Source organism: Paenibacillus chitinolyticus (genome assembly GCF_045038035.1).
Lineage (GTDB): Bacteria > Bacillota > Bacilli > Paenibacillales > NBRC-103111 > Paenibacillus_F > Paenibacillus_F chitinolyticus_A.
Genome location: NZ_CP173427.1, coordinates 3005568 through 3024277, shown reverse-complemented (window position 1 = coordinate 3024277; position 18710 = coordinate 3005568). Strand labels below are relative to the sequence as shown.

Sequence of the window (18710 nt, the reverse complement as noted above, 5' to 3'; positions counted from 1 at the left end):
TATAATATACACGTTATAATAGAGGCAGCACTTACTAAGACGGAAGTTCGGCTTCCACCGCTGCCATCCTCGGTAAATACCTTTCTGAAAGTGAGTGGGATCATTAATGGGCCGTAAGTGGAACAATATAAAAGAGAAAAAAGCGTCGAAAGACGCAAGCACCAGCCGGATTTACGCGAAATTCGGCCGCGAGATTTACGTGGCTGCCAAACAGGGCGAGCCTGATCCGGAATCCAATCGTGCTCTGAAGGTCGTTCTTGAGCGTGCAAAAACATACATGGTGCCGAAAGCCATTATCGACCGCGCGATCGAAAAGGCGAAAGGCGGAGGAGAGGAAAGCTACGACACGCTTCGTTACGAAGGTTTCGGGCCTAACGGTTCGATGGTGATTGTCGATGCGCTGACCAACAACGTAAACCGAACCGCTTCGGAAGTGCGTTCCGCTTTTAACAAAAATGGAGGCAGCATGGGCGTCAGCGGATCGGTTACTTATATGTTCGATCCTACGGCTGTTTTCGGCGTGCAGGGCAAGTCTTCCGAGGAAGTGCTGGAACTCTTGATGGAAGCGGATTTGGATGTCCGCGATATCATCGAGGAAGAAGATACCGTTATCGTTTATGCGGAATCCGATCAGTTCCATGCGGTACAAGAAGCGTTCAAAAACGCGGGAGTCACCGAATTCACCGTAGCGGAATTAACGATGCTCGCGCAAAACGATCTGGAACTGCCGGAAGACGCGCAGGCCCAGTTTGAAAAATTGATTGATGTCCTGGAAGACCTGGAAGATGTCCAGCAGGTTTATCACAACGTAGACCTTGGATAATAACCGTTTACAAGCCGCCTTCGGGCGGTTTTTTTTGCGTTTGAGTGGATGTTTTTTAAAATGTTTCTAAAAATGTTTACATAATTATTATTATGTATCTCGATTGTAAAAATGACAGGTGCCTATTGACGGGGTACCTTTTCTCTTGTATGGTTAATTACATGAGTAACTAACCAATAAAGCTCGAAATATGAGAGTGGTGATAAAAGTGTCGTTCAGAATTGATGACAGCCGTCCTATATTTATGCAAATCGCGGAAAAGATCGAAGATGACATCATTGAGCAGCGGCTGCCAGAGGAAACCCAGGTTCCTTCAACTAATCAATTCGCATCGTTCTACCAGATTAATCCGGCAACGGCGGCCAAAGGTGTTAACTTGCTGGTGGACCAAGGCATTTTATACAAGAAGCGGGGGATCGGCATGTTCGTTGCTGAGGGAGCACGACAAGGATTGATGGAGAAGCGGAAAACTCAATTTTATGAGCAATTCGTTGTCTCGATGGTACAAGAAGCAGAGAAACTCGGTATTACAACCGAGCATCTGATCGAGATGATCCGGAAAGGGGATAGAAGCGGATGAAAGAAGTTGTAGTGGAAGTCAACCGGCTTACGAAAACGTACAATGAGGTTAAGGCGGTCGACGGAATCAGTTTTTCCATAGAAGCGGACAAAATTTACGGTCTGCTCGGAAGAAACGGGGCGGGCAAAACGACGGTCATGCAAATGGTTACCGCGCAAATGTTTCCTACGAGCGGGGAAGTGAAGGTTTTTGGTCAGCCTCCTTATGAAAATTACGATGTCATGAAGCAGATCTGCTTTATCAAAGAAAGCCAGAAATACCCCGATAACTTTCGGGTAGCGGATGTGTTAAAAGTGGCGGCGGCTGTTTTTCCGAATTGGGACGGCGATTACGCGGAGGCGCTGATCCGGGACTTCAGACTCCCGCTTAAGCGTAACCTCAAAAAGCTGTCCAGAGGCATGCTTTCCTCGGTCGGCGTTGTAGTCGGGCTTGCCAGCCGCTCGCCGCTTACTATTTTCGACGAGCCTTATTTGGGCCTGGATGCCGTGGCGCGGAGTCTTTTCTACGACCGGTTAATCGAGGACTATACGAGGTATCCGCGCACGGTCATTTTATCCACACATCTGATCGACGAGGTAAGCCGGCTGTTGGAGCATGTCATTGTCATTGACAGCGGCAAACTGATCCTTGACGCCGAAACGGAAGAACTGCGAGGAATGGCTTATACCGTGGTCGGTCCGGCTGCCGGCGTTGAATCTTTCGTAAAAGGAAAAGAAGTGATCCACCGGGAACCGTTCGGGTCTATGCTTTCCGTCACGATTATGGGGGATTCCGAATCCAGGGCTAAGCTGCTGGCCACAGATATGGGGCTTGAAATTGCGCCGGTTTCCCTGCAGCAGCTGATCATTTACCTGACGAAGACCAATTTGGAGGAAGAGGGGGTGAAGGGGTCATGAATTTGCAGCGTTTATCGGGAATTATGAGTATACATTATCGGAATAAGGTGTTATGGCTGTATATTTTCGGCGGGATCCTACTGGGGAATTTTCTCATTAATTACCTCGTGAGCCGGCTTACGGGAGGCGTTGAGATCTATACCGGCGGTATGGTCTCCATCTTTGTCTGCTTGTTTATCGGAGGCATTTTCACCGCCGCGCAGACGTTTCCGTTTGCACTAGGATTCAGTGTACGGCGTACCGATTATTATAATGGTACTCTGCTCATGTTTACGGGTGTGTCCGTGCTGACCGCTCTACTGATTCTGTTGTTATCTGTGCTGGAGGTAGGGACCGGCAATTGGGGAACCAATCTGCATTTCTTTCATTTGCCTTATGTGACCGACGGATCGATTTTGGCGCAGTTCATTATTTATTTTAGCCTGCTTCTCTACAATCTATTTGCCGGTTTTGTAATCGGGAGCTTTCAGCGCAAATTCGGAGGAAAAGGTACGTTCATCCTGATGGTGGTTCTTTTCCTAATCCTTACGATACTGGCTTTACTCTGTACCGCCAACGGATGGTGGGGGGCGATTTTCAGTTGGATAGCCGGGCATACGGCTGTACAATTAGCTTTTTGGCTGTTTCCCTTAACGCTGTTATTTGCCGCTGCTTCGTATTTTCTGCTTAGAAGAGCGAGCGCTTGATCCAAGATCGTTTGCAGGACGTCCGTTATCGGGCGTCTTTTTGTTTGGCGGACATGGAGGGAGGAATCATATAGTTTACATAATATAAATTATGTTATTTTCAGAGGTTATGTGGACATAGGAAAAGACAAGAACTAAGAATAGCACAGGCTGTTATATCTTTCTCTTGGACTAGCCGTAACTGCTTCCGTCCCATTGATAAAATGCCAGCATGTCCAAGTCGATTTCAATTCCGGTTCCGATGCCGTATGGAATGGCTATTTCACCATTGGTAGGTTGAACCGAAATCAATCGGTTGAACGGGTTGTCCATAACATCCCATTCCACAGGTTCGATCATGTCCGTATCCATTTTGCTCCATGGTTCCAAGCAGGCTTGAGCATATAAAGCATATAAGCGTGTTAATGCACCGTCATAAGCATGAGGCGTTGCACGAATGCCAAATTTTCTGGCGAGGCTTAATGTCTCCCTGTACTCGTCTATCCCTGTAATATGCATGGGATCTGGAGTGATATAATCCAAAGCATGATGCGAAAGGAGGGGAATGAAATCGGACCCCGTTTTAATGTTCTCGCCTCCGGCCAAGGGAACAAGCAACCGGCTTCTTAATACGGTATATTCAGCGATATATTTAATTTGGAGCGGCTCTTCCATCCACAGGAGATTGGGCCATTTCTCAAGCAAAGTCTTCCACTGAAGAGCTGCCGCCACATCATAACTTTGATTGGCGTCCAGAGCCAAACTCGTGTTTCCTTGCAGCAAGTTTTGTACGGACAGGACATGGCGTTGATCCTCAGCGATTGATTTACCGCCTATTTTTATCTTGATCCTGTTAAATCCTTGTGTAACCGTTTGATTAATGGCTTCCAGTGAATGTTTATGCCAATCCGGTTCTGCTGAATAGGATTGAAACGAGGCATAGACGGGTACTTTATCCCGATATTTTCCGCCCCACAGGTCGCATACGGACAAACCGCTCGATTTCGCCAGAATTTCTGTTAAAGCCATACTAACAGCCGCGGCTGCGCGCGAATGCCACTTTTTTAAAGCCAGAACCAATTTGCTTCTGTCAACGACCGGTTTACCGATCAAATAAGGAATGATTCGTTCCTGAAAACCTTTATGCAAGGTCGGCAGCCAATCCACACATTCCCCCCAACCTTCGACGCCGGTATCCGTAGTTATCCGGAACAAATAAGTGGTTCTGTATGATTTAATGCCGTTGGCATCTCCATATGCGGCGGGAAGACGATAGAAGAGCGGAAAGGTTTCGATTTTATGGATGAGCAAGCAAATTATCCCCCTAAACTTGTTGTTACGGCTTAGTATGTCGCGTGGTTACCGTTTTATGTCGGTAACTGGAATGAAACTGTAAATTAACCCGGGTTGAATCAAATACACTGGCGTGAATACGGGCACGGCACCCGTTTTTGCTTCTGTCATATCGGATGTGAGCCTAGGTTCAGGCGGTAACAGGGAAAAGAACATTGTTTACATAACATATAATATGGTATCAAAGTTGCGAGAAAACAGGAGAAAACATTATCCTATATTAGGAGGGGAAGGAACAAGATGTATGCCTGACGATATATTTTCCGCATTGGCAGATCCAACACGCCGCAGCATCCTGGAGATGCTTGCCGATTGTGAAGAGTTACCTGGGTGACGCCCGGACAGAACTGACGATCACTGAACGCGAATGGTCGCCGGGCCAAATGTCCAAATACGCCGTTATGGGCATGAAACAGTCGCTCGACAAGTTCGCCGTAAGCATCGGCCAGCTCATCGTTTAAGGATGGAAGAAAATTAAAACGGTGGATAACTAAGGAGATGAATGGTCATGCAAAACAAAATTACCCCTTTCTTGTGGTTCAACGACAACGCGGAAGAAGCCATCGGCTTCTACAGCTCGGTGTTCAAAAATGCGAAAACCTTGAACGTTACCCGTTATGGAGACGGAGCGCCGTTTTCGAAAGGCACGCTGATGTCCGCGACTTTCGAGCTGGAGGGGCAGCGGTTCATGGTGTTAAACGCCGGCCCGCACTTCAAGTTTAACGAAGCTGTTTCGTTCTTCGTGAACTGCACGACGCAGGAGGAAGTTGACGATCTGTGGGGGAAGCTCACCGCTGATGGAGGGAAACCTGGCCGGTGCGGCTGGCTGAAGGACAAGTTCGGCTTGTCGTGGCAGATCGTTCCATCGATCCTCGGCGAGCTGCTGGCAGACAAGGATGCCCGAAAAGCAAATAACGTCTCACAAGCGATGCTGCAAATGGATAAAATCGATATCCAGGCATTGAAACAGGCTTACGAGAAATAAGCGGGTGGCATGACCTTTGACAGCATCGCATGCAAGCGCTGTGCCAGAACTTACCGGCCGCCTGCTTGAATTTGTCACACGATTAAACTAAAGGGACACGATAGCTTAATAACTATCTAAGACGTGGCTGCCATCACGATTGGCAGCCTTGTTTGCGCTAACGAGCAGATCCGTTAAGGAATGTCTAATCTATAAAGAAAACTAAGGTAAAAATGTGTTATAATAAGTGCGCCAAATACATATTTGGCGCACTTTCCTTTTAAATCGATTTTTACTTTTATTAGCGACCAAGTGTAGGGCTTCTTTTGTCATCAAAAGTGGTATTCTGGTAGTTTTTTAGGAAACGGCGAAAAATTGATTTGCTATTGTCGGTCTAGCATTTAGAAATAACCCGGATGTACCGGTGAGCACTTATTGATGGAGGGAAAACGCACCTTGAAGTATAGCGATGAAATCAAAGCGAGATATGCGGAGCAGATCCGTGCATTTTCATTATGGATGAAACATTCCGGATATACCGAAGCAACGCAAAAAGAGTATTCCAGGGAGGTACTGAGCTTTCTTCAATCCTTAGAAGGGAGTCCAGTTGAAGAAGCCGGCAAGATAGACGTTATCAACTTTCTTGTTTCTAAGCAAAAAACGGCCGGTGAGTCTACAAGAAATCGGTCGCTTTCCGCAATAAGATCCTTTTACAGCGCTCTAATCGACTTTGAGTTGGCAACGAAGAATCCCGCCTTGGAAGTGAAAAAATCCAAGACCGAGAAAAATAAGAAGCCCGTATATCTTGAGGAAGATGAACTGGTACAAAGCCTGGAGTATATTAACGGAAGGTATCGGAATCGAAATATCGCCATATTTCTGCTAATGGGTTATTGCGGGTTACGAGTAGGTGAAGTGCACCGATTGAATCTCTTAAACTTCAAAAAGGCAAAAGGAACTATCGAAGTGTTCGGTAAGGGGAGGAAATGGAATGAAATCCCACTGCCTGATATGCTTAAAGACTATTTAAGCAGAGTCTTGGAGGAGGAGCGGCTTACTCCTTATAGCCAAAAAGAAAACGCCTTTTTTGTATCACAAAAGGGAAGACGACTCTCGATCAGGCAGATCCAGAAGATCGCTAACCAGACTTTTTCAGCTTTTAAGGAGAAAAATCCGAAGGTAACGGACATGAATTTATCCTGCCATAAGCTGCGACACTCTTTTGCAACAATGATGCTAAAAAAAGGACATGATATTCGAATCGTGAAGGAACTTATGGGGCATTCATCCATTGAAACCACTGCGCTCTATACGCATGTAAATGATGAGCAAAAGAAAAGTGCGATGGCTTCCGTTAACATACCAATGGAAGCAATTGGATAATTATGGCCGAATGAGTTGAATGCATATGCACATACCAAATGCTCAGGCCGCTTAAAAGTCCGCTTAAATAATAGCCGCCAATTAAGCGGCTTTTATTGTTTTGATCCGCAAGAATGGAAAGATGAATCATCTTGTAGAGAAAAACAAAACATGTTTCGTGATATTCGTGATAGATAGGACGATCCAACAGGACGATCCAACAAAGGACACAACAACATACACAATACAGTTAGTTCATACGTGCTACTTCACAAAATCCGTATTTTATACATATGTATATAAAGTTCATATATCACTTGATTTACTAAGCTTTCCTGACCGTAGCTTTGATTAAATACTTTCACCAACAACCTTCTTCAAAAAAGTCGATTTAGACTTAGCAGATACCTGTATGTCCAATAGGTTTTGAAGCTTGTTTGTTTGATCCGTCATCATGATATTAATAAACTGAATGTTTTCAGAAACTTTCGAGACTGTATTGAGGTATGAAGATCAGCTTGGTATATTGGTGCTTCTCTGCCCATTTCTTGAAATTATCAGTTTCTCATTATACCATATCATGGGAACCTATGTTCCAAATCCCTTTAACTTTTGTGTTCAAAAAAAGCCGAGATCTTCATAATCTTGATGATCATCGGCTTTTTATTTTCCTTCCTTCTAATGAAAAATTACAGACATATGCATTTCACACTTACTGCATTTTTGATACACTTAAAGTAATTCCTTATAATAGAAAAGTTGGATTAGCATACTAATAAATTATACGATTAGAAAACAATCTGATGTAGAAGGTTTCTCTTCTTTTGAATGCCCCCATTGCACGGAGACATTCAAACTACATCCCGAAGAAGCTCAAGACGACACCATAATCGAGCTCTTTTGCCCTTATTGTGGCTTGCCTAGCCCTCCGTCGTCCTTTTATACCAAAGACATTACCGAACATGCTATGATTGCCGAAAACGAATTGAACCGTCAACTCAACGATTTATTAAAGAACTTTGGTAAGTCATTCAAAGGAAACAAATTTATAAATGTTAAAACATCATATCGGAATCTGCCGCTCAAGGAACCACGATTACTTGTAGAAAATGACGATTTGGAAGTCATGCAAATGAAATGCTGCGAAAAAAATATTAAAGCGGACAACTTATCTAAATTATTGGGGAACCCCTTTTGCCCTTATTGTGGGGTGAACTGAGTTGCAAAAAATAATAGACCGCAAAGACTTTCGTAAAATTCATTTGAACTTTCGAAGAAGTGCCGGATTGTTCGATCCCAGGTCGCAGGTCATAACGTAGAGGCTATACATCAGTCGAAATCTAGGATAATTGAAGCTTCGATTTGCTCTATTGCCTATGATATCCTTTACCGTTACGTTTTCGATATTTTGATCCGTACTAACGTTTCGTAGCCCATTCGCCCACTTAGTCTGTTCGTCCTTTGATTCCGAGAACAAGCCTGTCATGATGGCCCAGCAGTTGGAAATACATGATGCTGGGTGACCGTTTGAGTAGGATTCCAAAACCTCTTTATAGGCATCCGCTATGGCTGGATGATCACGTTTCAGCCATGACATGATGACATTAGTTGTTTGATTAGCATGTTCTACATCTTCGGGCAAGGGACGCAGCTGCAGCTTATGGTTCTCATACTGGATGTTCAAATTTAAAATGTTGAGGTTTAAAATGAATTCCTTGTAAGCCAAGGTTGCCATATTTTCTATCGCTATTTTCGCTAGCCGATCATCTATACGTTCCATATATTGCTTGAAATTTTTATAGTAATAGCCTTCTTCTAAGCTCTCAAGGTCCCCTATTAGGATAAGGTTAAAGTCGATGGAATCGAAGATCGCCTCAATGAGTTTTTGGAACTCCCCATTCTCTTCCGATTCAAGATACACTGTCTTGAGAATGTTTCTGATGGCCGTGAAAAATTCATCAAACCTTCAATTGGGATTCTGATATTTCCCATTGTAAGTGTAAGGCAGCAGATTTTCTTTATAGTGATCATATAATTCACTTTGTCCTGCGCTTGAAAGTATTTTATCCCAAACCGAGTTATCATCGGTCCGAATAATTTTTTGCTCGCTGACTAGTGTTGCTATTTTTGAAATTGCAATAACTTCTGCCCAATCCATTGTCTTCCCCCTTTATACTTTATGTAACTTCCAGTCAGCAAAACTTAAAAATACAACTTGATTCCCGTTTTTATTTTGTTGATATGTTATCTGCTTTTTTGTTGGCTCATCTATAAAATCATATCGTCTATTTCCTAGTTTATCGATTGCGTAATAAAGCCCTTTTCGTTTATTTATAAATTCTAATGCTTCTTCGAAAGTAAACATTTTCCGGAAATATGGATTTTTCGGGGTAACCATAAAGTATCCGTCTCCCCACGCCGACATCCCGCAAGCCATGTCTTGTGCTAATTTTACTTTGTTGTGACCATGTGCATCAAACAAAGCGCGAATCTCCATAATATTGTCGTGACTCGGGATTAAATCGTACTCGAGCTCAATTAGCTCTACAGCGTACTCAAACTCCTCTTCAGAAAATAATTTAGGGTGTAGCTCCTTGAGGATAAAAGCGGGACCATATTTTGCAAATAGTAGAGCCAAAAAGCTATCTTTATCCACTTCTGCAGCCTCTGAAGCAGCGATGACTTCACCTCGTTCGTCTAGCGTTTCAATGATGATCCGCTTTTTAAGCAATGGTGCAGGTAAGATTCTTTCAGAGACGTCCATCCAACCATGTCGTGTAGTTCTGGAAATGCTATAAGCCAATCATAACTACTCCCTTCGATCGTCTATATTCGATTATCTTTCTAGAAGGAATCAAAATTTCTATTTGAAAATTACCATGAGTTTATTAGACTTTCTCACGTTTATCTATAATTAAATACATATTTCAGAAAAAAGCAACTGTATCATATGAACTTGTTAAGGCACACTGCAAACGGCATCTAGTGTGGGGAAAGCAAGGTACTTACACATGAACGTCTTGCATTCTTTCAGTAAATCTTCTCCAACGTAAATCAATCTTCAGCTTCGAGTTCCTATGGACCATTCTTAGACCCGCTCCGTATGCTCTTCTCCGTTTGGATACCTATTAACTTCCCGTAATTTCTTGGGAATCTGTACGGCCGAGCTACTAACACTCCTTAACCATTATTCTTAAACAAGCAAGTGACCGGAACAGTCTCGATCCACGTCCTCAAGCGAAAGGCCGTTTCCCAACTATCTACCGAATAAGGGGTTGTGTGTTATCTTCAAAGTAGACCGGGAAACGCGGATCCCGTTCGGCTTCAGAGGCATAGCTCCACTCCATGCGAATCCATGTAACAATTAATTGATAAGGATTTCAATTACGGCAAATGATACATGTTCTTGTCCCAATACGGCAAACGATATAAGTTCTTGTCACTGACTTGTGACAAGAACTTATATCGTTAAAATAAAAAAAGCCGCTGCTACGCGACTTTTAAGCATATATGTTCTTGTCATCCGACAGTTGTCACACACTGTTTCCGTTATTTTCTTCAATAAAGCTGGTTCTGATGCAGAGTAATAGGTTGCCTTTTCTACATCTCCCGTAAAAGTTACTGAATTCCCCGTAACCGTAACGACTAGCCTTCCGTTGCTAGGGATTGACCTTGACGTACAACTGACTCTAGATCATGACCAACGCCTTCTCCTTTGTCATTGTAAGCTGCGTAGTTCTGCATGTTGTGTGGCTTTGGGCCAGCCCCTCAATTAATGTCTATGAGCTTTTAAACCTTCGATAAATATGCGTTGTAAACCATCAAGAACTCGTTGGCTCGTAAAGCCTTCATCTTGGAGATGGTAATCGATATTGTGAAGCACGGCCAGCAGGGCTTCAATGGTATATGGAATGTCCACCCCGGATACGTCTCCCCGTTCAACGGCCTCATTTAGCAGATTTCTGCTTATATTGCGCATCCATTGACATAAGGGAGATTGTAACGGACGGTGCCCGGTTGAGGCCCGACTGACCTCACAGAGCCAAGGAACTTTCGCCTCTAAAAAAGAAACATATCTTACGATTACATGGTAAAGCCGGTCCAAGGCAGCGGTTTCTGGGGATTGATCAAGAAATGCTTGAACTTCATCAAACAAGGGTTGGTATTCTTCACACGCGATCTCCTGACAGATGTCGCCCTTATCCGAGTAGCGGCGGTATAGGCTTGCTTGTCCGACTCCAGCAGTCTTCGCAATCTGATGCATATTGACATTGTCAACACCGTTTTTGATGAAAAGTTCTCTAGCTGACGCCAAAATTCGTCTTCGGTTTAACTCCTCTCTGGGAATTTTCGGAGAGGCGGATTGCGATTCTGAATTCACTATAAACATCTCCCTTCATCATTAATTTAACTGTTATTTAATACGAAAAACGGACAATATGTCCGTTTTTCGTGTATTGGACATGTTGTCCGTTAAATCATATTATAATTCAATTCGTGAAAAATTAAAAATACATTCATTTGGGGGACCGATGTTCTTTTTTTATTTGTTGGTGTAGTACCTTTTGTGAATGGGAGGCAAATGCGGTTCAATGCCCGATAGGTCCAGTTCCTTCAAACTTGCGATCGTAGGAATAAACTGCTCGTACGCTTTTTTGTTGTCGCTCGTCGTATCTGTTCCGGTTTCGGTCGATGATTTCCTGTTAACTTCAGAGTTAAGTTGCTTCTGTTCCATAGGATACCCTCCATTAAATTTAGTCATGCTTACAAATCCGGATGTCTCTTGTACCAGTCGGTATTCATCTCATAAGTATTGCCGATACCTAGTACTGTCGCTTCTTCGAAGGGGCGGCCAATCAATTGCATATTAATCGGCAGACCGGAAGGTGAGAAGCCGCAAGGCATGCTCAGGCTAGGCAAGCCGGTCAAATTGGTCGGAACCGTAAATGAGTTCAATCTGAATACACCAGTAGTATCATCTGCACGCGGCGCAGTGATCGGTGTTGCCGGCGTCAACAAGATGTCGATTCCGGACAATGCATTCAAAAAATCATTGACAATTAATTGCCGGGCCCGCTGAGACTGGAGGTAAATGGAAGCCGGAATATCTCTGCTGCTTTCAAGAAACATTCGGACATCCGGACCATACTGTTCCAAATCTGTCTCAAGCCACTTCTCGTGATTCGAGAACATCTCCGTCATCATAATGGCCATCGTCGCGCTTTGGGCATGTTTGATCATGGGTAGGCTGACTTCGATGATTTCCGCTCCCAGTTCACGGAATTTATTGATAGCGGCCTTCATCGCAGCTTCTACTTCCGGCATCAAATCCTCGTAATAGTAGCTTGTCGGCAATCCGATACGTACACCCCTGAGACCATTCGGATACATCTTGATACCTGGCGCAGGCAGATCGACCGTCGATTCATCCTTCGGATCGAAGCCTGACATCACATCCAAGCACAGGGACGCATCCATGACGCTTCGGGTCAACGGACCCGAGTGGTCCAATGACCAGGCCATTGGAATGATACCATACCGGCTGACCCGACCGTACGTCGGCTTCATTCCTACGACGCCGCACAATGCGGCGGGTATGCGGATCGATCCTCCGGTATCCGAGCCTGTTCCCAGATAAGCAAGTCCAGCCGCCAAAGCAGAAGCCGAGCCGCCGCTTGAACCTCCCGGTACAAGTTCAGTGTTCCACGGATTGAGGCAAGGACCGAAGTGCGGGCTAGTTGTTGTCAATCCCGCAGCGAACTCGTGAGTCTGTACTTTGCCTAGCAGAACTGTTCCAGCCTCATGTAGCTTAGTTGCAACCGTCGAATCGTAATCGGGGACGAAGCTGTTTAATATTTTTGAACCGGCAGTTGTTCGGATCCCTTTAGTGTAATATAGATCCTTATGAACGATGGGAATCCCGTGAAGGGGCCCTTTGTACCGACCATGCATAATATCGCGTTCCGTTTGCTTCGCTTGTTCAACCGCCAGCTCGGCCGTTTGGGTAACGAAAACGTTCAGTTTCGGATTCAAACGTTCGATGCGATGAAGTGCATGTTCCGTAATCTCTACCGGGGATATTTTCCTTGTCCGGATCCCTTCGGCCAGCTCATGAATAGCAGCAAAGGACAGTTGGGAATTTAATTTACTCATCTCGTCATCCTCCCTATCTTCGGACAAGTCGTCCGTCTACCCGCTAGGATTTGTTTTTCTTGCCAATAAGTATGTCAGGATTGCCAACAGGGCAATGGTAAAATATACAACAGAAAAAGGTATCTTTAAATCAATCAGTCGGCTGACCAGTGCAGGACCGAATGCTCCGCCTAGCAGATAGGCCAGCGTGAAAATACTCATCCCCACACCCAGCTCAGCCGAACGGAGTGTCGTCGGAACTAAATTGCTGCTAGAGGTGAGGACACCGTTGAATCCAATCATAAGGATAATGATCAATAAAGCATCGAACCATGGCGGCAAATGTACGGATACACCAAGCAGTATAAATCCGCCGATGACGAGACTTTGCGATATGACAAGCACGCGGGAGCTTCCGAAACGATCCGTCCAACCTCCGATCCGGGATCCGAGCAAGGCTGCGCAAGCAGCACCGGGAAGCATCAGTAGACCGATTTTGCTAGTCGGTAAATGAAAGGCGTTCTTCATCATGACAGGAAAAGTAAAGGTTAACCCCGTGTTGCAAACGAAGGTAAGAAATCCAATTCCTAGAATTCGTCGGTAAGGAGCATTTTTCATGAAAGATGCATCGATAAATGGATCTTCTTTTTTCTGAATATGAGTACCGAACCATAGAAGAACTGCTACTCCTGCAATGAGCATAAACCAATAGTTAGTAACCCCTAGCAATACAAACGCCAGTCCGGCGGAGAACAAAACAGCTCCGAGAATATCGAATGAACCGCGGTCGTGTTTCTTGCTTGGAACATATTTGAATACCAAAGGGATAACAAATAGGCTTAGACTGGACACGATGAACAAAGCGCGCCAGCCAAAGTATTGCTCCACGAAACCGCCGAACACAGGCCCGAAGCCGGAAGCAAAGGCAATTGTGGCGGATAACGTTCCCAGTACCCGTCCCTTGACGGCAGGCTTAAAATATAGGGTTACTGCCGCATAAGACAGGGGTGAGATGGACGAAGCCCCTGCTGCTTGCATTAATCTCCCAATAATGACTTGCAAGTATGAAGCTGCAAAGAAGCCGATCATAGAGCCGAAAGCAAAAAGGATTAAACCAATGACATACAGCTGACGGAAGGAAAAGGACTCCGTTAACTTGCCGTAAGTACCGGCGCCGATGGCCATCAAAATGCTATATCCGACCATGACCCAGCTTACTTGCGAGGAGGTCAGAGCAAAGTCAGCGGAAATCGAGGGTATAGCCAAGTTAAACATGGTCATATTGATGTTTCCGAAAATAATGAGTAAGCAAAGTGTCCCCATTAATTTCCGCTCATTACCGGATAAAGCCATTGATTGAGTATCCATAGCCTATTCCTCCATTACAGGAAGTCAGGAAAGGTGCGGCATGTTTGCGCTTGATCTCTATCGTGTCCCAAGAAAACATAGGACGGCCGAACATCCTCAATCAACTCCTGCATGCGAGTAATCGATTTGGCAGCCATCTCTTGATCGAATGTCAAGAATGGTACGCTACTCTCGAAGTTCTCCCGAGTATAAGCAACATCAATCGTCAGAAGCACTGGACCCGACTTTTCCGTTGTGACGAGGACTGATTGATGGCCAGGGGAATGACCTGGAGTAAAGAAAATTTGAACCCCCGGCATCAATTCATGGTCACCCTCAATGATTTGATATTGTAAATCGGGCAGCCTGCACTCTAAAGGAGAGTAATCCTCGTTGCCTATGGCCGCATCATACTCTGCCCTTTGAATAAGGATCGGCGTATTGCGGAAATGCCCGTTTCCCCCAGAATGATCCAAATGTAAATGGGAGCTAATGACCATCTGAATATCGTCAGGTCGATAACCGACACGCTTTAACACATTCACGATCGAATCGCCTTCTGACATGTTGGGGACGACGCGCCCTTCACGTCTAGTCCCCTTGTAGTAATCGGGATTGTTGATAAAAGCGTCTGGCATTCCCGTATCGATGAGTATCGGCCCGCTGGTCGTTTCCAACAGAAAAGACCACACAGGCATTCCGACTAATTTTCCGGGGGCAAGGGTTCGATTAACTGCCGATTGATCTAGGAAACATTCACCTACAGGTAAAAAATTCAGCTTCTTGACATACATCCAGTTTCACCCTTCACACTATAAATTCGGACAACTTGTCCGTTCGGGATTTATTATATAAGGACAACTTGTCCGTTGTCAATTCGTCATCAGAAAATAAGGCCGATCAGCTGCTGGATCGAATTGTCCAAACAGCCTTTTGGGCGTGAATTTCCTACTTTACTTGAATATTATTTTGCTGCATCCACAAAGCCTTACTTTGAATCAGCATCTACTCCACTCTAAGTTCCGACTTTGTTTTAGTAAACGGAACTTAGGGTGTTTATCTGTTTATTTATACATTTCTCCCACCGAATACTTTGAGGTGTTTGATAAACAGGTAGAAGATATTAGGGGAATTTTTGAAGAGTTACAAAAGCATTTTTCAAATAATCCTCAATAACTAATCCAAAAAGAAGGCCATAAAAGGCCTTCTTTTTTGGAAGCATATCCTTGCCGCAGCAGCAAAATTATGGTTCAAGTCACAAACAGCCAACCAAAATCTTTAAATCAGTATCTCCTCTATCACCATATCTGAGTCATCTTGAAGAATATAATGCCTGCCCGGCAATTTTGCTTATAGCTCTGTACCTTATCGATCTTATCATGATTCAGCGTAGGATTCTCGAAATACTCCCTATTTTATGCAGCCAGCTTCTCAGGCAAAACCTTTTCATATGCGAGCTCTTTATATTCAGGCGCAGCGTTAACCAGAACGATGCCGGTAATAAGCTGCGGATAAAGCCTTGCATACAATCTGGCGGCCAAACCGCCAAAAGAATTGTCCTATACCACATTTATAAAGGCGTTTCTGCGGACTTCACCGGTTCCTATAAGTCACCTGCGTTACTGCCTGGACGTCGTGTTTTCTACGCTTAACTTACATCGTTCTCTTTTCGTCTTGAGAAAAATCCTCAATTACGGGAAACGATATATGTTCTTGTCATCCGACAGCTAGCCCCCCTTTCCTCCCATACTGCTCAATGTGTGTTGGCAAAAACTCCTCCATGGAAATCGATTGTGGTGTTAAATTTCGGTCGGACAAACATATAAGCGCTAATGTAAATTGGTTTGACTAATTCTACAAAGTGATGCCCACGCTCTTCAAAGTTTCGGTATTGGTCAAATGCAGTGCAGGCAGGGCTCAACAGCACAGTGTCACCCGGTACGGCCAGCTTGTGCGCTTGCTCCACTGCCTCAGCCAAGCCTTCACAGCGGATAATATGTGGGCAATTCGGCACTTTACGCGCCTCAATCTCGATTTGACTGGCTGCTTCGCCGATCAACAGCAAGACCTTGACACGATCGGGCAGCAGCCTGGCCATCTCGTCAAACGGTACCCTCTTATCTCGTCCACCAGCGATCAGCAATACTCGGCCTACGTGAGCATGCTGTCAAAAGAAAATCTGGGTGTCCGTATTCCATGCGACTTTTCGAATTGTTCCCCCCCCAGACTTCATAAAATAAGTTTTAGACTGACCTTAAAAATTGGAACAGCGACAGCCAAGGACGAGAAAATAAAGTCCTAGACTGTCGCTATTTCATTGAACTAACGTTCCCCGTTAGCTTAAATTTCTAAAGAGTCCATATAAGAACCAATAATTCCAATTACTGTATAATTGAGAACAAGAAAGGGTGGTAATAACAAATCATACAGGGTTATTTAAGAAATTAAAACCCACTGTAAGGCTGTCGCCTTGCACGGTGGGTTTTGCCTTTATTATCTGATTTGCGTTCCGTTGGGTAGATCGAAATCCGGCTTTAACAGCACGACATCTCCCTGTTCAGGCAGTCCGCCCAGAACCAAAACTTCCGAATTGAATCCCGCTATGCGGCGCGGTGGAAAATTGACGACGCCTACGATTTGTTTTCCGACGATATTTTCAGCCGCATATTTCTTGGTGATTTGCGCACTGGAACTTAGTTCGCATCTTACATATTAATTTCATCCGCATTCATTGAAACAAATATAAAGCACCAGCTTCAAAGAGATTCTTCTTTGGTTCGTCATATCTATCGGCAGAGAGTAAGTATACGGCTATCCACTAAGACTTCCCGATCGCAGACTTAGGATAGAAACTCTTTTCCCCATACTCTTATAGAATCGATGATACTCGACAATTTATTTCCTTGTTCAGTGAGGAAGTATTCTACTTTGGGTGGCACAGTGTCATCTACTATCCTCTTCACAATTCCATCCGCCTCGAGTTCCCTGAGTTGTAAAGTCAGCATTCGTTGTGAAATCCCTGGTATTAATCGTTTAAGTTCATTAAATCTGACCGATTTTTCGGATAAAATGTCGATAATGATTCCCTTCCATTTTCCTCCTATCATATGTAAAGCCATTTCAACAGGGCAGGCCCTTATAACCTCTTCACTGCAATCGCCATATTCTTTTAATCCATATCCCATATTGCCACTCCATTCATTAAGTTACAAAAATGTGCGTACTTACAAGTATCAATCATTTCCACTATATTAACTATATCAGAAATGAAAGGAGATATGTCTCGATTACAATGAGAGAATCTAAATAGCAGTGACAAATATAAGAATTAAATACATTTTCGTAGGTACAGGTTTTAGAAAATAGATTAGGGAGGCAATTTTATGAATAAATCCAAGATCGTATTAATTACAGGTGGCAACAAAGGTATTGGTTTTGAGACAGCAAGACAATTGGGAAACATGGGGTATGAGATTTTAATAGGAGCAAGAAGCGAAGAAAAAGGACATGAGGCCGTAACGTTTTTAGAAACGGAGAACATTAAAGCTAAAACGGTGGTTCTTGATGTCACAAACCCCAGATCCGTTCTCTCCGCAGTAGAATGGATTGAACAAGAATATGGATACCTTGATATCTTGATTAATAATGCAGGCGTGTTTTTTGAAGGCAATACACCTCCAAGTGAACTGGAACTGTCCGTTCTCAAGAATACATATGAGACAAACGTTTTCGGCGTATTTTCTGTCACTAAAGCAATACTTCCATTGCTCAAAAAATCTTCTGCCGGAAGAATCGTAAATCTTTCCAGCGGATTAGGTTCCTTAACTTTGAATTCAGACCAAACGTCGGAATTTTATAATGTGAATTCGCTCGCCTACAATAGTTCCAAAACGGCTGTAAATGCTTTAACTGTTTTCTTTGCTAAAGAATTAAGAGATACTCCTATTAAAATCAACTCGGTTTGCCCTGGATTTACAGCTACCGATTTAAATGGTAATACTGGCTATCGCACAGTCGAACAAGCAGCTTCCAGTGTGGTTAAGCTTGCCACAATCAATAATGATGGTCCAACTGGTAGCTTTTTTGATGAAAATGGAGTTGTGCCTTGGTAAAAACACAGGGAATAAGTTAGCTTTAATATCCAATAATTCCGATATAAATATTTCTAATACATCATCTTATCCGTACCATTTTACCCGGGCAGTTTCTGAGTATTCCGTAAAGCTATTTGGAGAAAGGTATCCTTTTGTTTGATCATACCAGCGGTTGCGCATATACTGAAGACCTGTTACCCCGTCCCACTCTCCAGAGTAGCGGAATAGATTCTCTGTGTAGTCCACGGCTATAAGGACTTGTTCATGTCCACTATCGGCAATAGGGTCAAATTCTTGTACCTGACCAAGGACGTGAACTTGACCCTTTAAAATGAAAAAAACGCGCCTAGCGCGGGTTTCTATAGGGCTATGTTCTTTCTCCTCTGACCCGAGTGACGAGCATTCGAAGTTGCCATACCTTAGGCGGAAGCCGTCATATCATGAATAGTTATTGGTTTCCCTGCAACGCCAATCCAATCTCCCAAAAGAGTTAA

At 44.0% G+C, this 18710-nt stretch carries 19 protein-coding genes and 2 pseudogenes; 8 read left to right on the top strand and 13 right to left on the bottom strand.

What is annotated here, in order from left to right; translation table 11 throughout:
• The first annotated feature begins 106 nt into the window (after positions 1-106).
• The 4 genes from ACI48J_RS13625 to ACI48J_RS13610 all read left to right on the top strand — a co-directional run bounded on the left by ACI48J_RS13625 (position 107) and on the right by ACI48J_RS13610 (position 2985).
• Positions 107-823 (top strand): YebC/PmpR family DNA-binding transcriptional regulator, encoded by a 717-nt coding sequence (locus tag ACI48J_RS13625; protein ID WP_326051651.1) that lies wholly within the window; start codon positions 107-109, stop codon positions 821-823.
• Positions 824-1013: 190 nt separating this feature from the next.
• Complete coding sequence (locus tag ACI48J_RS13620; protein ID WP_405078686.1) at positions 1014-1403, top strand: GntR family transcriptional regulator; 390 nt, start codon at positions 1014-1016, stop codon at positions 1401-1403.
• The gene (locus ACI48J_RS13615; protein WP_405078684.1) at positions 1400-2299 is read left to right on the top strand and encodes an ABC transporter ATP-binding protein; all 900 of its coding nucleotides are present in this window, start codon (positions 1400-1402) and stop codon (positions 2297-2299) included. The genes ACI48J_RS13620 and ACI48J_RS13615 overlap by 4 nt, the downstream gene beginning before the upstream one ends.
• Positions 2296-2985, top strand: coding sequence for a hypothetical protein (locus tag ACI48J_RS13610; RefSeq protein ID WP_405078682.1), 690 nt, complete (start codon positions 2296-2298; stop codon positions 2983-2985). The genes ACI48J_RS13615 and ACI48J_RS13610 overlap by 4 nt, the downstream gene beginning before the upstream one ends.
• Positions 2986-3156: 171 nt before the next feature.
• Here ACI48J_RS13610 and ACI48J_RS13605 read toward each other — a convergent pair whose 3' ends face one another.
• Entirely contained in the window at positions 3157-4275 is a 1119-nt protein-coding gene (locus ACI48J_RS13605; RefSeq protein ID WP_405078680.1) for a mandelate racemase/muconate lactonizing enzyme family protein, read from the bottom strand.
• 356 nt (positions 4276-4631) lie between these two features.
• On the opposite strand from ACI48J_RS13605, the gene ACI48J_RS13600 reads away from it, so the two are divergent.
• The 3 genes from ACI48J_RS13600 to ACI48J_RS13590 all read left to right on the top strand — a co-directional run bounded on the left by ACI48J_RS13600 (position 4632) and on the right by ACI48J_RS13590 (position 6664).
• Positions 4632-4778 (top strand): hypothetical protein, encoded by a 147-nt coding sequence (locus tag ACI48J_RS13600; protein WP_405078679.1) that lies wholly within the window; start codon positions 4632-4634, stop codon positions 4776-4778.
• A 47-nt stretch (positions 4779-4825) separates the two neighbouring features.
• Positions 4826-5302: a VOC family protein gene (locus ACI48J_RS13595; RefSeq protein ID WP_405078678.1), complete on the top strand. Its 477-nt coding sequence runs from the start codon at positions 4826-4828 to the stop codon at positions 5300-5302.
• Between the two features lie 417 nt (positions 5303-5719).
• Positions 5720-6664, top strand: a complete 945-nt coding sequence (locus ACI48J_RS13590) for a tyrosine-type recombinase/integrase (protein WP_405078677.1) — start codon at positions 5720-5722, stop codon at positions 6662-6664.
• 1237 nt (positions 6665-7901) lie between these two features.
• On the opposite strand, the gene ACI48J_RS13585 is transcribed toward ACI48J_RS13590, so the two are convergent.
• From ACI48J_RS13585 to ACI48J_RS13530, 12 genes and pseudogenes are all read right to left on the bottom strand, one after another.
• A complete protein-coding gene (locus ACI48J_RS13585; protein WP_405078675.1) occupies positions 7902-8564 on the bottom strand; it encodes a hypothetical protein in 663 nt (220 codons plus the stop codon).
• A gap of 45 nt (positions 8565-8609) precedes the next feature.
• Positions 8610-8801: a hypothetical protein gene (locus tag ACI48J_RS13580; protein ID WP_405078674.1), complete on the bottom strand. Its 192-nt coding sequence runs from the start codon at positions 8799-8801 to the stop codon at positions 8610-8612.
• Between the two features lie 12 nt (positions 8802-8813).
• Complete coding sequence (locus ACI48J_RS13575) at positions 8814-9446, bottom strand: hypothetical protein (RefSeq protein WP_405078673.1); 633 nt, start codon at positions 9444-9446, stop codon at positions 8814-8816.
• 969 nt (positions 9447-10415) lie between these two features.
• Positions 10416-11033 carry a TetR/AcrR family transcriptional regulator gene (locus tag ACI48J_RS13570; RefSeq protein WP_405078672.1) on the bottom strand — a complete coding sequence of 206 codons (618 nt, stop codon included), beginning with the start codon at positions 11031-11033 and terminating at the stop codon, positions 10416-10418.
• 153 nt (positions 11034-11186) lie between these two features.
• On the bottom strand, positions 11187-11378 hold the full coding sequence (locus ACI48J_RS13565; protein ID WP_405078671.1) for a hypothetical protein: 192 nt from the start codon (positions 11376-11378) through the stop codon (positions 11187-11189).
• A 29-nt stretch (positions 11379-11407) separates the two neighbouring features.
• Entirely contained in the window at positions 11408-12796 is a 1389-nt protein-coding gene (locus ACI48J_RS13560; RefSeq protein WP_405078670.1) for an amidase, read from the bottom strand.
• Positions 12797-12832: 36 nt separating this feature from the next.
• Complete coding sequence (locus tag ACI48J_RS13555; RefSeq protein WP_405078669.1) at positions 12833-14143, bottom strand: MFS transporter; 1311 nt, start codon at positions 14141-14143, stop codon at positions 12833-12835.
• A gap of 14 nt (positions 14144-14157) precedes the next feature.
• Positions 14158-14916: an N-acyl homoserine lactonase AiiA gene (gene aiiA, locus ACI48J_RS13550; RefSeq protein WP_217563095.1), complete on the bottom strand. Its 759-nt coding sequence runs from the start codon at positions 14914-14916 to the stop codon at positions 14158-14160.
• Between the two features lie 552 nt (positions 14917-15468).
• A pseudogene (locus ACI48J_RS13545) lies at positions 15469-15678 on the bottom strand (alpha/beta fold hydrolase); the annotation flags it as partial.
• Between the two features lie 197 nt (positions 15679-15875).
• Entirely contained in the window at positions 15876-16265 is a 390-nt protein-coding gene (locus ACI48J_RS13540) for a glutamate ligase domain-containing protein (protein WP_405078667.1), read from the bottom strand.
• 350 nt (positions 16266-16615) lie between these two features.
• Positions 16616-16816 (bottom strand): annotated as a pseudogene (locus tag ACI48J_RS13535) (tRNA-binding protein); the annotation flags it as partial.
• A 146-nt stretch (positions 16817-16962) separates the two neighbouring features.
• Positions 16963-17307, bottom strand: a complete 345-nt coding sequence (locus ACI48J_RS13530; protein ID WP_250273257.1) for a helix-turn-helix domain-containing protein — start codon at positions 17305-17307, stop codon at positions 16963-16965.
• 198 nt (positions 17308-17505) lie between these two features.
• Here ACI48J_RS13530 and ACI48J_RS13525 point away from each other — a divergent pair, with 198 nt between their 5' ends.
• Positions 17506-18234: an SDR family oxidoreductase gene (locus tag ACI48J_RS13525; RefSeq protein WP_405078666.1), complete on the top strand. Its 729-nt coding sequence runs from the start codon at positions 17506-17508 to the stop codon at positions 18232-18234.
• The last annotated feature ends 476 nt before the right edge of the window (positions 18235-18710 follow it).

Bases quoted from the DNA above. Each gene is read 5' to 3' on its own strand.
- ACI48J_RS13560 (WP_405078670.1), bottom strand. From the start codon at position 12,796: ATGAGTAAATTAAATTCCCAACTGTCCTTTGCTGCTATTCATGAGCTG.
- ACI48J_RS13555 (WP_405078669.1), bottom strand. From the start codon at position 14,143: ATGGATACTCAATCAATGGCTTTATCCGGTAATGAGCGGAAATTAATG.
- ACI48J_RS13595 (WP_405078678.1), top strand. From the start codon at position 4,826: ATGCAAAACAAAATTACCCCTTTCTTGTGGTTCAACGACAACGCGGAA.
- ACI48J_RS13610 (WP_405078682.1), top strand. From the start codon at position 2,296: ATGAATTTGCAGCGTTTATCGGGAATTATGAGTATACATTATCGGAAT.
- ACI48J_RS13620 (WP_405078686.1), top strand. From the start codon at position 1,014: ATGAGAGTGGTGATAAAAGTGTCGTTCAGAATTGATGACAGCCGTCCT.
- ACI48J_RS13580 (WP_405078674.1), bottom strand. From the start codon at position 8,801: ATGGATTGGGCAGAAGTTATTGCAATTTCAAAAATAGCAACACTAGTC.
- ACI48J_RS13625 (WP_326051651.1), top strand. From the start codon at position 107: ATGGGCCGTAAGTGGAACAATATAAAAGAGAAAAAAGCGTCGAAAGAC.
- ACI48J_RS13525 (WP_405078666.1), top strand. From the start codon at position 17,506: ATGAATAAATCCAAGATCGTATTAATTACAGGTGGCAACAAAGGTATT.
- ACI48J_RS13570 (WP_405078672.1), bottom strand. From the start codon at position 11,033: ATGTTTATAGTGAATTCAGAATCGCAATCCGCCTCTCCGAAAATTCCC.
- aiiA (WP_217563095.1), bottom strand. From the start codon at position 14,916: ATGTATGTCAAGAAGCTGAATTTTTTACCTGTAGGTGAATGTTTCCTA.
- ACI48J_RS13530 (WP_250273257.1), bottom strand. From the start codon at position 17,307: ATGGGATATGGATTAAAAGAATATGGCGATTGCAGTGAAGAGGTTATA.
- ACI48J_RS13590 (WP_405078677.1), top strand. From the start codon at position 5,720: ATGGAGGGAAAACGCACCTTGAAGTATAGCGATGAAATCAAAGCGAGA.
- ACI48J_RS13565 (WP_405078671.1), bottom strand. From the start codon at position 11,378: ATGGAACAGAAGCAACTTAACTCTGAAGTTAACAGGAAATCATCGACC.
- ACI48J_RS13615 (WP_405078684.1), top strand. From the start codon at position 1,400: ATGAAAGAAGTTGTAGTGGAAGTCAACCGGCTTACGAAAACGTACAAT.